Source organism: Gracilibacillus phocaeensis (assembly GCF_900626275.1).
Classification (GTDB): domain Bacteria; phylum Bacillota; class Bacilli; order Bacillales; family Amphibacillaceae; genus Gracilibacillus; species Gracilibacillus timonensis.
This window is the reverse complement of sequence record NZ_LR131145.1, coordinates 203,263-218,786: the sequence shown is the minus strand read 5'-3', so window position 1 is coordinate 218,786 and position 15,524 is coordinate 203,263. Positions and strand designations below refer to the sequence as shown.

Annotated in this window: 13 protein-coding genes; 11 read left to right on the top strand and 2 right to left on the bottom strand. The window is 41.4% G+C overall.

Annotated elements, in window-relative coordinates:
• Positions 1–32: 32 nt before the first annotated feature.
• The 3 genes from E0E32_RS17185 (at position 33) to E0E32_RS17175 (ending at position 1,805) form a co-directional block, all read left to right on the top strand.
• Positions 33–326 carry a YerC/YecD family TrpR-related protein gene (locus E0E32_RS17185; protein WP_066186286.1) on the top strand — a complete coding sequence of 98 codons (294 nt, stop codon included), beginning with the start codon at positions 33–35 and terminating at the stop codon, positions 324–326.
• A gap of 46 nt (positions 327–372) precedes the next feature.
• Entirely contained in the window at positions 373–1,362 is a 990-nt protein-coding gene (locus E0E32_RS17180) for a Gfo/Idh/MocA family protein (RefSeq protein ID WP_066186278.1), read from the top strand.
• A 95-nt stretch (positions 1,363–1,457) separates the two neighbouring features.
• On the top strand, positions 1,458–1,805 hold the full coding sequence (locus E0E32_RS17175; RefSeq protein WP_066186275.1) for a hypothetical protein: 348 nt from the start codon (positions 1,458–1,460) through the stop codon (positions 1,803–1,805).
• Positions 1,806–2,452: 647 nt separating this feature from the next.
• On the opposite strand, the gene ahpF is transcribed toward E0E32_RS17175, so the two are convergent.
• Entirely contained in the window at positions 2,453–3,982 is a 1,530-nt protein-coding gene (ahpF, locus tag E0E32_RS17170; RefSeq protein WP_066186273.1) for an alkyl hydroperoxide reductase subunit F, read from the bottom strand.
• A gap of 15 nt (positions 3,983–3,997) precedes the next feature.
• Positions 3,998–4,561, bottom strand: a complete 564-nt coding sequence (gene ahpC, locus E0E32_RS17165; protein ID WP_066186271.1) for an alkyl hydroperoxide reductase subunit C — start codon at positions 4,559–4,561, stop codon at positions 3,998–4,000.
• Between the two features lie 379 nt (positions 4,562–4,940).
• On the opposite strand from ahpC, the gene E0E32_RS17160 reads away from it, so the two are divergent.
• From E0E32_RS17160 to gatB, 8 genes are all read left to right on the top strand, one after another.
• On the top strand, positions 4,941–5,531 hold the full coding sequence (locus E0E32_RS17160) for a sugar O-acetyltransferase (protein ID WP_066186268.1): 591 nt from the start codon (positions 4,941–4,943) through the stop codon (positions 5,529–5,531).
• Between the two features lie 300 nt (positions 5,532–5,831).
• Positions 5,832–6,512, top strand: coding sequence for a heptaprenylglyceryl phosphate synthase (gene pcrB / locus E0E32_RS17155; protein WP_066186265.1), 681 nt, complete (start codon positions 5,832–5,834; stop codon positions 6,510–6,512).
• 18 nt (positions 6,513–6,530) lie between these two features.
• Positions 6,531–8,777: a DNA helicase PcrA gene (pcrA, locus tag E0E32_RS17150; protein WP_066186263.1), complete on the top strand. Its 2,247-nt coding sequence runs from the start codon at positions 6,531–6,533 to the stop codon at positions 8,775–8,777.
• 21 nt (positions 8,778–8,798) lie between these two features.
• Positions 8,799–10,814, top strand: a complete 2,016-nt coding sequence (gene ligA, locus E0E32_RS17145) for an NAD-dependent DNA ligase LigA (protein WP_066186261.1) — start codon at positions 8,799–8,801, stop codon at positions 10,812–10,814.
• The gene (locus E0E32_RS17140) at positions 10,811–11,962 is read left to right on the top strand and encodes a CamS family sex pheromone protein (protein ID WP_066186258.1); all 1,152 of its coding nucleotides are present in this window, start codon (positions 10,811–10,813) and stop codon (positions 11,960–11,962) included. The genes ligA and E0E32_RS17140 overlap by 4 nt, the downstream gene beginning before the upstream one ends.
• Before the next feature lie 294 nt (positions 11,963–12,256).
• Entirely contained in the window at positions 12,257–12,547 is a 291-nt protein-coding gene (gene gatC, locus E0E32_RS17135; RefSeq protein ID WP_066186255.1) for an Asp-tRNA(Asn)/Glu-tRNA(Gln) amidotransferase subunit GatC, read from the top strand.
• Positions 12,548–12,559: 12 nt separating this feature from the next.
• Positions 12,560–14,029 (top strand): Asp-tRNA(Asn)/Glu-tRNA(Gln) amidotransferase subunit GatA, encoded by a 1,470-nt coding sequence (gatA, locus tag E0E32_RS17130; RefSeq protein WP_066186252.1) that lies wholly within the window; start codon positions 12,560–12,562, stop codon positions 14,027–14,029.
• Positions 14,029–15,462, top strand: a complete 1,434-nt coding sequence (gatB, locus tag E0E32_RS17125) for an Asp-tRNA(Asn)/Glu-tRNA(Gln) amidotransferase subunit GatB (RefSeq protein ID WP_066186249.1) — start codon at positions 14,029–14,031, stop codon at positions 15,460–15,462. The genes gatA and gatB overlap by 1 nt, the downstream gene beginning before the upstream one ends.
• Positions 15,463–15,524: the final 62 nt, after the last annotated feature.

Sequence of the window (15,524 nt, the reverse complement as noted above, 5' to 3'; positions counted from 1 at the left end):
TTAGCACGGTGACAAAAAGGAGAGGTGATACCATGCAAATCGATAAATTGCGTGGCGAACAATTAGATCAACTATTCGATGCCATTCTATCGTTAGAAAACCGAGAAGAATGCTATCGCTTTTTTGACGATATCGCGACCATGAATGAGATTCAAGCCTTGACCCAGCGCTTGCAGGTGGCAAAAATGTTAGATGAAGGAAGCACTTATACGGCGATTGCCAATGAATCCAATGCTTCTACTACTACCATTTCACGTGTGAAGCGGTGTCTCACCTATGGGAATGATGGTTATCGGGTGGTATTAGACCGTTTAAAAAAAGACTAAGTATGCAACCATTTTTGCAAAACAGGATACAACAGGAGGAAATAGTATGATACGTTTTGGTGTAATCGGAACGAATTGGATTACCGATCGATTTATTGATGGAACAAAGGATATTGATAACTTTCAATTACAAGCTGTTTATTCACGCACACGAGAAAAGGCGGAAGAATTTGCTGCCAAGTATCAAGTAACAAACACTTATACCGATTTAGAAGAACTGGCGGCAAGTGACCAGGTGGATGCAATCTATATTGCTTCCCCAACGGCTCTACATAGTGAACAAGCCATTACCTGTATGAAGGGTGGCAAGCATGTCATTGTGGAAAAGCCATTTGCCTCAAATGAACAAGAAGTCCAAGCCATGATCGAGGTTGCCAAACAACAGCAAGTGACGCTTATGGAAGCAATGAAGACAACCCATTTACCTAATTTTCAGCTGATCAAAGAGAATTTAACAAAAATTGGTCCGGTTCGTCGTTACGTGGCGAACTTTTGCCAATACTCTTCAAGATATGATAAATATAAGGATGGAATCGTGTTAAATGCTTTTAAACCAGAGTTTTCCAATGGTTCTTTAATGGATATTGGGGTTTATTGCATCTATCCAATGATTAATTTATTTGGTGCCCCGAAAGACGTGCAGGCAACAGCATTTATGTTGGATTCGGGAGTAGACGGGCAAGGTACAGTAACAGCTGATTATGGTGATTTTCATGGTGTGTCTATGTTTTCTAAGATTACCGATTCTGCACTGCCGTCAGAGATTCAAGGGGAGCAGGGTTCGATTGTGATTGATAAATTCTCTGGTATGTTAGATGTCAAGATTATCTATCGGGATGGTACAGAAGAAGTGCTCGACGCTGGTCAAGTAGAGAACAATATGTATTACGAGGCAAAATCATTTGTCGAATCGATCGAGAATCAACAAAGTGAAAATATGGTTAATACATGGGAGGATTCCTTGCGCACTATGCGTGTATTAGATCAAGCGCGCCAACAACTAGGGTTACGTTTTCCGGCAGATTTGAAAAATTAGAATGTTTAACACACAACCTCCTGCACTACGAGGTTTAAACCAATTTCGATCTACATCCGGATGACCAATTATTTTGAATGTAGAAAGGAGATAGAATGAAAGCTTATTCATGGAGAAGTTATTCGTTTTTGGCTATGAGTATCATCGTCTCTCTTTCCTTTTTGTTTCTTTTATATACAACAACGGCTTATAATAAATGGATCTTACCCTTTGTCCTAGCGATTATTGTACTAGGCGCCGTATTCTCACTTATTATGTTGTTTCTCACCTTATTTAATAAAAAGGAAAAGAAAATGATCGCCATTTTTGCTTCTATTATAACCATACTAAACACGGCATTAATCGTTTTTGTTTTGTGGTTAATGATGGTTTATCCATGGTGGTTTTTTGGTGGGTTTGCTCATGTTAAGGATAGTGCGGATATCATTGTAGGAGTAGCGTAAGGATGGGATAACAGGAAAAAGTGCAAAACAGATCCTGTTCTTTTATCGCAAAAACAAGGTAGCTAGCCACACGCCGAATAGCTTAGCAATGCAGTGTAGTTCATTTTTTTGAATGCTTTTTGTGCAAAGGAGCATTTTGGGAGAATGGACTACGCTATCACCCACAGAGCCATAAGTCTAAAACTGACTGAAGCATATTAATCGTCTTCCTCCATAAACCCATTCTCTTCGATTAGCCTCTCCATATTTGAACCATTTGTTTGATTGGATAAAAACATATATTGTATGACGAATTTGTCCTACAACTGTCATAAACGGTTCATAAAACATTATTATCTACACAAAATTCTTTCAGGGTTTTTAACAGAATGGTTTTCTCCTTTACAAAGTTCTTTTCTTGTTGGGGTTGCCTATATCCTATTTGCATTCATTTTTATGATAGCATTTAGAAGTGTTCATTTTTATGATTCCATACGAAAACTACAAAGGATAAACCATTGCTAAGTAAATGGTGTCTGCGGAATCCTTCTCTAGGCTTATCGAACATACTATCCAGCTGATATTATCCTACTATATCAGCACTTATCATCTATGGAACGTAAAGTCCCACAAAAAATGACTAGCGGGATCCCGCTAGTCATTGATAATTAATTTCGAATCATATAATCAAATGCACCTAAAGCTGCGGTAGCACCAGATCCCATCGAAATAATAATCTGTTTGAAGGCACTATCGGTACAATCGCCGGCTGCAAAAACGCCAGGGAGGTTAGTACCGCCACGTTTATCTACAATGATCTCACCGAATTTACTGCGTTCAAGTGTTCCTTCTAACCATTCCGTATTTGGTACAAGACCGATTTGTACGAAGACACCTGCCAGTTCAATCGAATGTTCCTCTTCGGTGTCACGATCGACATAACGAAGTCCTTGTACTTTATCAGCGCCATATATTTCTGATGTGCGGGCATTGGTAATAACCGTCACATTCGGCATGCTGAATAGGCGTTCTTGCAATACTTGATCGGCTTTTAATTCAGGCAGGAATTCCAACACTGTAACGTGTTTGACAATTCCCGCAAGATCAATTGCTGCTTCAATACCAGAATTACCTCCACCGATTACCGCTACTTCTTTTCCTTCAAAAATAGGTCCATCACAGTGTGGACAATATGCCACACCTTTATTTTTGAATTCTGCTTCACCAGGTACACCGATATTTCTCCAGCGTGCCCCAGTAGATAGAATCACGGTCTTACTTTTTAGGGTAGCGCCGTTCTCTAGCTCTAATTCAAAAAGGTCATTTTTCGCTAATGATTTAGCACGCATCGAGTTCATGATATCTACCTTATAATCACGAACATGCTCTTCTAAGTTAGCGACAAGTTTTGGTCCTTCTGTATAAGTGGTCGTAATAAAGTTTTCGATTCCTTTTGTATCCTGAACTTGACCGCCAAAGCGCTCTGCTACGATACCAGTACGAATTCCTTTTCGCGCTGCGTAGATGGCCGCACTTGCTCCAGCAGGTCCACCTCCAACAACCAATACATCAAAGGGTTCTTTCTCATTAAGTTCTGAAATATCTACTGTACTTCCTAACTTCTCTAAAATGCTTTCTAACGTTTGACGACCGTTAATAAACGATTCGCCATTTAAGAAAACAGCTGGTACAGCCATGACATCCTTGTCTTCTGCCTCTTCTTTAAAGGCAGATCCCTCTACCATGGTGTGAGAAATATTTGGATTGATCACACTCATAAGGTTAAGTGCCTGAACAACATCCGGACAGTTTTGACAAGAAAGGCTGACATATGTTTCAAAATGCAATGGACCCTCTAATTGTTGGATCTGTTGGATCGCTTTTTCATCTGCTTTTGGTGGGCGACCACTTACTTGTAATAAAGCTAAAATAAGGGAAGTGAATTCATGCCCAAGCGGAACCCCGGCGAAAGCAACGCCAGGGTCCTCCCCACCTGCAGGGCTGATGCTGAAGGTAGGTGTTCTTGGGAAATTTCCCTGTTCTAAGCTGATTTTATCGGACATGCTAGCAATTTCCTTAACTAGCTCGTCCACTTCTTTCGATACATCATCTGTACCAACCTGTGATTGAATAACAATGTCGTTCTCTAATAGTTTCAAGTATTCATTAAGTTGAGCTTTTATTTCTTGATCAAGCATGTTGAACCTCTTTTCTTATATTTTACCCACTAGATCAAGGCTTGGTTTTAAGGTTTCTCCACCTTCTTGCCATTTAGCAGGGCAAACTTCATCAGGATTGTTACGTACATATTGAGCTGCTTTGATTTTGTTAATTAAGGTACTAGCATCGCGACCGATACCTTCTGCATTGATTTCGACAGCTTGGATAATACCATCTGGATCAATGATAAAAGTACCGCGATCCGCTAGGCCTTCCTCTTCTCTTAACACCTCGAAGTTACGAGAAAGCTGTTGAGATGGGTCGCCAATCATCGTGTATTCGATTTTGCCAATCGCATCTGAGCTTTCATGCCATGCCTTGTGTGTAAAATGTGTGTCGGTGGAAGCAGAATAAACTTCTACACCTAATTGCTGAAGGTCAGCATATTGATCTTGTAAATCCTCTAGTTCTGTTGGGCATACGAAGGTGAAGTCTGCTGGATAAAAGCAAACAATGCTCCATTTCCCTTTAAAGTTTTCCTCTGTGACATCAACGAATTCTCCTTGACGGAATGCCGATGCTTTGAATGGTAGTACTTCTTTACCTACTAATGACATAATGATTGTCCTCCTTAAATATTCTCTATTTTAGTATTATTTTATTTACCAGCAATGAAGTAAATAAAATAATTATTACTCTAGAGTCATTATTAATAATAAATGATCAAAAGTCAAGAATTATGCTAGACATCTGAGTTGCTTGATTCTCAATTGTCAATAAATTGTGAACATGTAGAGGGGCGAATTGGTTTGCAACATGAAAAAATCCAATATACTATATAAGTTGAATGAAATAACTTCTTATAGATTGAATAGAATGGATCAAACGAGGTATTATCAGGAAATAATGTGAGCAAAGCCGGGCTTGTCACACGATTTTGTTACATTTATAAGTTCAACTTATATAGTAAGCAATGAAAAAGGGGAGGATGTACAGATGAATATCGAAGAGATAAAACAAATGGTGAATACTGGTGAAATGTACAACGATGCCCATCCAGATGTGGATCGAATCCGCAAAGGGGCGATAGCTGTGTGCAGGCGCTATAATAAAAAGGTAAATGATGATAATGAATATGATCTTACTATTTTGCAGGATTTATTTGAACGAATAGGGGAAGATGTGCTAGTAGAATCCAACTTCCGCTGTGAATTTGGTTTTAACATTCGAATTGGTAATCATGTCTATCTGAATCACGATATGATCATATTAGACTGCCATCGAGTGTCTATCGGGGATGATGTCTATGTTGGACCAAGAGTTGGCTTGTATGCCGCAAACCATGCAGAAGACCCTATCGAACGTATTAATGGTGGGGTATACGCCAAGCCGATTACAATTGGTAATAAAGTGTGGTTAGGAGGCGATGTCCAAGTCACACAAGGGGTTACTATAGGTGATAATTCGATTATCGGCGCCGGCAGTGTTGTTACCAAGGATATACCGGCCAACGTGATGGCAGCAGGTAATCCTTGCCGTGTCATTCGTGACATTCAGGAATCTGAGGTGAAATGGACAAAGCAATAAGGAAAAGGACGTGCGTTGTCGTCAAAAACAGGTAGCGCACGATTTCCGAATCCAGCGCGGCACTCCCCCGAATACGTGCCCAGCACAGAAAAGTGATCAGCCCCACCACTTAGGAAAATAACAATTCAACCCCATTAATCCATAAAGAAGCAAAGGTGCCCCTATCAAAGAGAAAATGAACATAAACACCCCACTTCCACTTTTTCTGATAAATTACTTAGATATCACTCTAAAATAGTGAAGATTTTTGTTATAATGTAATAATGGGTAGAGAAACGCGATTACTGGAGGATTAAAGCCGTGTATAACATAGATGAATGGAAGCATATCTTCAAGTTGGATCCTGCCAAAGAACTTTCCGAGGATATGATCAATAAAATATGCGAATCAGGAACCGATGCGATAATAGTTGGGGGCACAGATAGCGTTACGTTAGATGGTGTCCTGCAGTTGCTTAGTTCGATTCGCCGTTATCCCGTACCGGTTATTTTGGAAATATCAAATATCGAATCGGTGACACCAGGCTATGACTATTATTTTGTGCCAATGGTATTAAACAGTCAGGCAAAGCAGTGGATGATGGATAGGCAGCATCAAGCGGTGGTAGAGTATGGTGATATCATCAACTGGGAAGAATTGTACGCAGAGGGATACTGTATTATGAACGAAGAATCCAAGGTGTACCAACATACTAATTGTCAATTGCCTACGCCAGATGAGGCGGTAGGTTATGCAAGGATGGCAGAACATCTATTCCATTTGCCTTTTTTCTATTTGGAGTACAGTGGAACCTATGGTGAGGTTACCTTAGTGGAAAAAGTCAGCCAGCAGTTAGATAAGACAAAATTGATTTATGGAGGCGGCATTGAAACAAAGGAACAAGCCGCTGAAATGGGGCAATATGCCGATATTATTGTAGTAGGGAATGCTATTTATGAACATCCCAAACAAGCCTTGACAACGGTAAAGGCGATTAAGTAAAAGAAGGACGGTGTTAAGATGAGTCGGACGATGCGTGATTTGTTACAAGGGTTAAATGAGAAGCAGCGTGAAGCGGTGAAGCATACAGAAGGTCCACTCTTAATTATGGCAGGTGCTGGTAGTGGTAAGACAAGGGTGCTTACTCACCGGATTGCCTATTTGTTAGATGAAAAGGAAGTATCACCACGAACGGTGCTGGCCATCACATTTACCAACAAAGCAGCTCGAGAAATGAAGGATCGTGTAGCGGCTCTTGTGGGACCGTCTGCCCATCACATGTGGATATCCACCTTTCACTCGATGTGTGTCCGTATATTAAGAAGAGATATTGACCGCATCGGTTATAGCAGTAATTTTTCGATCTTAGATGGTGCCGATCAATTAACAGTGATTAAGAATATTATGAAGGATAAGAATATAGATAAGAAGAAGTTTGATCCAAGAGCGATGCTTGGTGCTATTTCCAGTGCGAAAAATGAGTTAACAACACCGGAAAAATTTGCAGAATCGGCAAACGACTTTTACAGCAGGCAAGTAGCTGATATTTATACCGAGTATCAAAAGCGGCTGCGTAAAAATCAGTCCTTAGATTTTGATGATTTAATCATGCAGACGATCCATCTGTTTAAACGGGTGCCAGAGGTATTGGAATATTATCAGCGCCGTTTTCAGTACATCCACGTGGATGAGTATCAAGATACCAATCATGCCCAGTATTTCTTGGTGAAACAGCTTGCCAATCGTTTTCAAAACTTGTGTGTGGTAGGAGATTCGGATCAGTCGATCTATGCTTGGCGTGGTGCGGATATTAGTAATATCTTATCCTTTGAGCAAGACTATCCAAGTGCACGTGTCGTTCTCCTGGAACAAAACTATCGTTCCACCAAATCAATTTTGCAGGCGGCGAATGGTGTGATCAAACACAACATGGAAAGGAAGCCGAAGAACCTTTGGACAGATAATGATGACGGGCATCGTATTCATTATTTTAAAGCGTCCACGGAACGAGAAGAGGCATTATACGTTACGGAAAAAATTGAAGAATTGACTCGTGGAAGCTATCGTTACAATGATATGGCTGTCCTTTACCGCACCAATGCCCAATCCCGTGCGATTGAAGAAACCTTTATGAAGGCCGGTGTCCCTTATCAAATGGTAGGAGGAACGAAATTCTACGATCGTAAAGAGATTAAGGACTTACTTGCTTATCTGCGGTTAATCGTTAATCCGGATGATGATATTAGTTTCACTCGTGTGGTGAATGTGCCAAAACGAGGCATTGGTAAGACAACCATCGATAAATTGACAGCTTATGCCCAAATGAATGATATTTCATTGTATACGGCAGTTCAGGAAGTGGATTTTGTCGGCGTCAGTGCCAAGGCAGCTAAAGCTTTGATGGCATTTGCGCAAATGATTAAAAATTGGGTGCAGCAGCAAGAATTTCTAACCGCTACAGACATGGTAGATGAAGTCATTGCCACAACAGGCTATGAAGAGATGTTGATCAACGAACGAAGCATTGAGGCCCAAACACGACTGGAAAATATTGAAGAATTCAAAACGGTTACGAAAAATTTTGAAGAGACGGCAGAAGAGGATACGACACTTGTGAACTTTTTAACCGATCTGGCCTTGATTTCTGATATCGATCAAATGAATGATAATTCGGATGAAGAAGATAGTGTAACGATGATGACTCTGCATGCAGCGAAGGGGTTAGAGTTTCCGTCTGTATTTTTGATTGGCATGGAGGAAGGGGTTTTTCCTCATAGCCGTTCTTTAATGGATGAAGCACAAATGCAGGAAGAGCGACGTCTCGCTTATGTAGGGATTACAAGGGCAGAGGAAGTTCTTCATGTGTCCCATGCACAAATGCGCACCTTATTCGGACGCACGAATATGAATCCGCTCAGTCGTTTTATTGATGAGATACCGGAAGAATTACTGGAAGGGAAAGAGCCAGCAGTAGAACCGTCGTTCTCCACAAGTAGCGAGCGAATCCCTCTTCAGGACCAAGCATTACCATTTGAAAAGCCGCAGCCAAAACAAAAACGACAGGCGATTCGCCATGTAAATCCGACAATCGATGGAGAAAAGCAGGGCTGGCAAATTGGAGATAAGGCGAGTCATACTAAATGGGGACAAGGCACAGTGGTGAAAGTCAGTGGCGAAGGAGAAGATCTGGAGCTGGATATTGCTTTCCCAGCACCAGTTGGTATTAAACGATTATTGGCCAAGTTTGCTCCGATAACCAAAGCGTAAAACAAGGAGGTGTTTTCCTGCATGACAGAACAAGAGGCACGTGAGCGCTTAGAGGCACTGCGTGACGAACTGAATACGCATAATTATCAATATCATGTATTGGATCAGCCAACGATACCTGATATAGAATATGATAAAAAAATGAAAGAATTAAAAGATATTGAAACGGAATTTCCTTACCTTGTGACAGGAGATTCCCCTTCCCAACGAGTAGGGGGACCGCCGTTAGATGCATTTGAGAAAGTGACACATCGAGTCCCGATGCTTAGTCTTGGCAATGCCTTTAATGAAGGTGATCTGGTTGACTTTGATCGCCGTGTCCGTGAAGGTCTCGGTATCGACAATGTGACTTATGTATGTGAGTTGAAGATTGATGGTCTGGCGGTTTCCTTGCGTTATCAAGATGGACTTTTTGTACAAGGTGCTACTCGTGGGGATGGCGTCACAGGAGAGGATATTACCAGTAACCTCAAAACGATTAAGAGTATTCCGCTTCGGATTAAGGAACATTCTCCAGTAGAGGTACGCGGGGAAGCCTACATGCCGCAACAGTCTTTTGCTGCTTTAAATGAAGCGCGTGAGCAAGAAGGAGAAGCACTTTTTGCTAACCCAAGGAATGCTGCCGCTGGATCCTTACGTCAATTAAATCCGCAAATTGCAGCCAAGCGCCACTTGGATATTTTCTTATATGCCGTTGGGGAATGGGAGGCAGGTACGCTAGAGACGCATAGCGAACGGTTAAACTATCTACAAAAGTTAGGGTTTAAGACCAATCCCGAATGGCGTAAATGTATAGGAATAGAACAAGTATTGGATTTTGTCCATCAATGGGTGGAAAAACGGGCAAGACTTTCTTACGATATTGATGGCATTGTCGTCAAAGTAGATAACTTAGAAGCACAAGAACAGCTCGGTTTTACCGCCAAAAGTCCACGATGGGCGATTGCCTATAAATTCCCTGCTGAAGAGGCTGTCACTCGATTAGTTGATATTGAATTGAGCGTCGGGCGTACCGGAGTGGTTACACCTACAGCCATTCTCGAAGCCGTCAAGGTAGCAGGAAGCACGGTACAACGAGCTTCTTTGCATAATGAAGATTTAATTAAAGAAAAGGACATCCGCATCGGAGACACCGTTATAATCAAAAAAGCAGGAGATATTATCCCTGAGGTCGTAAAGGTTGTTATGGAAGAACGCAGCGATGATTTGGAGCCCTTTTCGATGCCAAAGCACTGTCCATCTTGTCAGGACGAGCTGATTCGTTTAGAAGAAGAAGTTGCCTTGCGTTGCATTAATCCCAATTGTCCGGCCCAATTACAAGAGGGGCTGATTCATTTTGTCTCCAGATTAGCGATGAATATTGATGGCTTAGGGGAAAAGGTGATTGAGCAACTATTTAAAGAAGGTTATGTCCAGACGATTGCCGATTTATATCGATTAGACCACGACGAGCTGATTCAACTAGAGCGAATGGGGGAAAAATCAACCGCCAACTTGTTGTCTGCTATTGAAGCATCGAAAGAAAACTCCTTAGAGCGCTTGTTATTTGGACTAGGCATTCGTTTCGTAGGATCCAAAGCAGCCAGGACACTCGCTGCTCATTTTGATTCGATGGATCGACTGCAGGAAGCAGATTTGGAGGATTTGATTGCCATTGATGAAATAGGCGATAAAATGGCCGATTCGATTGTTCGATATTTTGCCGATGATAAGGTCCAGGAATTAATGGCAGAATTAAAAGGACTGGGATTAAACATGACCTATCTCGGTCCGAAATTAGCAGAAGTGTCTTCCGATAGTCTATTTGCGGATAAAACAGTTGTATTAACTGGAAAATTATCGATATATACGAGACAAGAGGTGAAGCAGCGAATAGAAGCACTTGGTGGTAAAATAACAGGAAGTGTAAGTAAAAAGACTGACTTGGTTATTGTCGGAGAAGATGCTGGTTCTAAGTTAACAAAAGCAAGAGAATTAGATGTAGAGGTTTGGGAGGAGTCACAACTTCAAGCCGCCTTAGAGGAGGAAACACCGTGAAGAAGAGTCTAGCCGTGCTTATGGTAATGGTACTTCTAGCAGCAGGCTGTTCCCCCGATTTTGGTGATCAACCGGAGGATGCAGTCATCGATGACAATGTCGAGGATTCACTAGATGATACAGCGATTATTCCAAAGTATAATGTGACTGAGGAAAATTATCGTGTCTTGATTGATTCCAATTTAAGTCAGGCTAGAGGGGTTATTACCAATCAAATTGCCAATCGTGTGGACATAGACGAGCTAGAAGAAGGATTGCGTCGCCATTCGAAAGAACCATTTAACCCGGAAGATTATTATTTTCAGGAGGGACAGTATTTAACAGATAACGTTCTGTATTCCTGGCTCGAACGTTTTGATTCAGAGGAAAGCCCGGAAGGATTAAACCCGGAATTAGAAGAAGCAGATTCCGCGCGAGAAGCAGAAGAAAATAATCCAAGGTACCTTTCTCATATCTTGGAACAAAATTATTTAAGAAAGACAGAAGATGACTCAGTTGAATTGGCTGGTATGTCGATTGCGATTGCGATGAAATCGGTCTATCGTTTTCAAACGGAAACCGGCGGACCTTACTATTATGAAGACATTTCCGAATCTGAAATGCGAACAGAGGCCAATCGAGTGGCAAATGAGGTCGTGCAACGAATTCGAGAAATGGAAGACATCCCAAATGTACCGATCCGTTTAGCTATATACCGGGAAGCCGATCAGAACTCGTTAGTTCCAGGACATTATGTAGCAGTAAGCAATGTTCCTGCCGATAGCGCCTCTGTAGATGATTGGGATGATATTAACGAGGAAACCGTGTTATTCCCGTCTAATCATGCGCAAGAGGTTAGCCCAGATATAGCGGCAACGTTAGTTGATTTTGAATCAGATGTTGCTTCGTATTTTCCCAACTATGTAAGTGTAATAGGCAGAGGCTTTTTCCAAGATGGCAATTTGCGCAGGTTAACGGTTGATATTCCAGTTTCTTTTTATGGTAAGGCGGAATTGATTGGTTTTACGCAATATGTCTATGGTCTGGTGCTATCCGGTTTTTCCAATGAATATCCGATTGAAATCAATATAAAATCCGGTGAAAGGCAAGAAGCAGTAATTGTCAGGGAAGCAGGAGAAGAAGAGGGATTTGTGCATATTTACCGTTAAATCTATTTATTCTGCATTAAATGTTCGTACGTTTTCCTACAATACATTCTGATCAGTCTAGCTAAGCATCAATGAAGGCTTTATGAAAACTTATGGCACAAAACGGTTTTAGAAAAGCAGAATTAATGGTAAAATATACGTTATGTATTTTATCATGGTGCAAACGTCCGAACCTCCTTGCTTCCAGACTTGAGAAGGTAAAAAAGTTTGGAAGTAAGGGATAGTGGACGGATTCCTCGATAAGTCCCACTAACAAATTTATTAATATGAAAATAATACATGGAGGTGAAACACGTGGCGGAGATTTCAAAAGAACAAGTAAAGCACGTGGCAAATTTAGCTCGTCTTGCATTAAATGAAAAAGAAGTAGAGATGTTTACCCAACAACTAGGGGATATCATTAATTACGCAGAGTTACTTAATGAATTGGACACTAGTGAGGTAGAACCAACGACACATGTTCTCGATTTAAAGAATGTGCTGCGTAAAGATGAAGCAGCAGAATGGATTACCAAAGAAGACGCGCTCAAAAATGCGCCAGATCAAGCGGATGGTCAGTTCCGTGTACCATCTATCTTAGAATAAGGAGGGTTTCATTTGTCACTTTTTGATTATTCATTAAAAGAATTACAAGACAAGCTACATAACAAAGAAATTACCGTTAGTGATCTTGTACAAGCCTCGTTTGATCGTATCGATGAAGTCGATGATCAAGTCAAGGCATTTATTACATTAAATAAAGCGGAAGCAGAGCGACAGGCAAAAGAATTAGATGAACAACTGGGAACAGAGGCTGCTATTCTGTATGGTATGCCAATTGGAATTAAAGATAATATCGTTACGAAAGGATTACGCACTACATGTGCTAGCCAAATCCTCGATAATTTAACCGACCCGCTGTATGATGCAACGGTTATTCAGAAATTGAATAAAGAAAAAACTGTTACAATTGGAAAACTGAATATGGACGAGTTTGCGATGGGCTCTTCTACTGAAAATTCCAGTTATCCTAATACGCGCAATCCTTGGAATACCGATTATGTACCAGGTGGCTCCAGTGGTGGTTCTGCAGCAGCCGTGGCAGCAGGAGAGGTACTATTCTCTCTAGGTTCTGATACAGGTGGATCGATCCGCCAGCCTGCAGCCTTCTGTGGTGTCGTTGGCTTAAAACCTACGTATGGTTTGGTTTCTCGCTTTGGTTTAGTGGCTTTCGCTTCTTCCTTAGATCAGATTGGTCCGATTACGAGAACCGTAGAAGATAATGCTCACTTATTACAGGCGATCGTTGGCCATGATAAGATGGATTCAACATCCGCAAATGTGGATATTCCTTCCTATAGTGAGGCACTTAATCAGGATGTCAAAGGTTTGCGCATTGCCGTTCCGAAAGAATATCTGGCAGAAGGTGTTGATCCAGAAGTAAAAAATGCCATATTAGCTGCACTGAAGCAATATGAGGAGTTGGGAGCAACTTGGGAAGAGGTTTCTCTGCCACACTCTAAATATGCCGTTGCTGCTTATTATTTATTGGCATCTTCAGAAGCAAGTTCCAACCTTGCTCGTTTTGACGGTGTCCGCTACGGTAAGCGTACCGAGAAGCCTGTTGATATGATAGACATGTTTAAAGAATCCCGTGCAGAAGGCTTTGGCGACGAAGTAAAACGTCGGATCATGCTGGGAACGTTTGCCCTCAGCTCTGGTTATTATGATGCCTATTATAAAAAAGCACAGAAGGTACGTACGTTGATTAAACATGATTTCGACAAAATTTTTGCTGATTATGATGTGGTTGTAGGTCCAACAACACCAACCCCTGCCTATAAAGTTGGGGAAAAAATCGATGACCCGTTAACCATGTATACAGATGATGTATTAACAACGCCAGTTAACTTAGCTGGTTTACCAGGTATCTCGATACCGTGTGGTTTCTCGAGCAAAGGTTTACCAATAGGGTTACAAATTATTGGTAAGCATTTCGATGAATCGATGATCTACCGTACCGCATATGCCTTTGAAAAAGCAACAGATTTTCATACCAAACGCCCTAGCTTGGGAGGTGACCAATAATGACAAACTTTGAAACAATCATCGGTTTAGAGGTACACGTAGAATTGAAAACAGCTTCAAAAATCTTTAGCCCTGCCTCCAACGCCTTTGGGTCCGAACCAAATAGTAATGTAAATCCAATTGACTTAGGTTATCCAGGGGTTCTACCTGTATTGAATGAAGAGGCCGTAAACTATGCGATGAAAGCTGCGATGGCGATTAATTGTGAGATTGCTACAGATACTAAGTTCGATCGGAAGAACTATTTTTATCCAGATAACCCTAAAGCATACCAAATTTCGCAATTTGATCAACCGATTGGAGAACATGGTTGGATCGAAATTGAAGTAAATGGTGAAAAGAAAAAAATCGGTATTACCCGCCTTCATTTGGAAGAAGATGCCGGTAAATTAACCCATGGTGACGATGGTTATTCGCTTGTAGACTATAATCGTCAAGGTACACCGTTAGTGGAGATTGTATCTGAGCCTGATATCCGTACACCAGAAGAGGCCTACGCCTATCTCGAGAAATTAAAAAATATTATTCAGTATACCGGTGTATCTGATTGTAAGATGGAAGAGGGCTCCCTTCGTTGTGATGCCAATATCTCCATTCGCCCAGTAGGTCAGGAAGCATTTGGTACCAAAACCGAACTAAAAAACTTGAATTCCTTCTCTTTTGTGCAAAAAGGCTTGGAATTTGAAGAAAAGCGCCAGCGTGAAGTATTACTTGCCGGCGGTGAAATTCTTCAAGAAACTCGTCGCTATGATGAACAAACCAAGGAAACGATCTTGATGCGTGTCAAAGAAGGTTCTGACGACTATCGTTATTTCCCAGAACCAGATTTGGTACCTTTATATATTGATGATGCATGGAAAGAACGTATTCGTGCAGAAATTCCTGAACTTCCTGATGCCAGACGAGAGCGTTATGTGCAGGAGTTAGACTTACCAGCTTATGACGCAGCCGTCTTAACGAGTACCAAGGAAATGTCTGATTTCTTTGAAGGAGCCATTGCCGCAGGTGCAGATGTCAAACAAGCATCGAACTGGCTGATGGGTGAGGTATCTGCCTTTTTAAACAAAGAACAGGTAGAACTTCATGAGTTGAAAATGACCCCTGAAGCCCTTGCGAAAATGATTCAGCTGATTGCGGATGGTACGATCTCATCGAAAATGGCGAAGAAAGTGTTCGCCGAGCTAGTGAAAAATGGTGGCGATCCTGATCAGATTGTGAAAGACAAGGGACTTGTACAAATATCAGATGAAGGACAGTTACGCGAGATTATTAGTAAGATTCTTGATGAAAATGAACAATCGATCGTTGATTATAAGAATGGTAAGGATAAGGCACTCGGATTCCTAGTTGGCCAAACAATGAAGGCTACCAAAGGTCAAGCCAATCCGCCAATGGTAAACAAAATCATTCTAGAGGAAATCAACAAGCGGTAAAGGCTTGGAAAAGGAGTGTGCAGAGCCGCACAGTCCTTTTCCCTGCCTTTCCTATTATGTTA

Bases quoted from the DNA above. Each gene is read 5' to 3' on its own strand.
- ligA (WP_066186261.1), top strand. From the start codon at position 8,799: ATGACAGAACAAGAGGCACGTGAGCGCTTAGAGGCACTGCGTGACGAA.
- E0E32_RS17160 (WP_066186268.1), top strand. From the start codon at position 4,941: ATGAATATCGAAGAGATAAAACAAATGGTGAATACTGGTGAAATGTAC.
- E0E32_RS17185 (WP_066186286.1), top strand. From the start codon at position 33: ATGCAAATCGATAAATTGCGTGGCGAACAATTAGATCAACTATTCGAT.
- ahpC (WP_066186271.1), bottom strand. From the start codon at position 4,561: ATGTCATTAGTAGGTAAAGAAGTACTACCATTCAAAGCATCGGCATTC.
- E0E32_RS17180 (WP_066186278.1), top strand. From the start codon at position 373: ATGATACGTTTTGGTGTAATCGGAACGAATTGGATTACCGATCGATTT.
- pcrA (WP_066186263.1), top strand. From the start codon at position 6,531: ATGAGTCGGACGATGCGTGATTTGTTACAAGGGTTAAATGAGAAGCAG.
- E0E32_RS17175 (WP_066186275.1), top strand. From the start codon at position 1,458: ATGAAAGCTTATTCATGGAGAAGTTATTCGTTTTTGGCTATGAGTATC.
- ahpF (WP_066186273.1), bottom strand. From the start codon at position 3,982: ATGCTTGATCAAGAAATAAAAGCTCAACTTAATGAATACTTGAAACTA.
- gatB (WP_066186249.1), top strand. From the start codon at position 14,029: ATGACAAACTTTGAAACAATCATCGGTTTAGAGGTACACGTAGAATTG.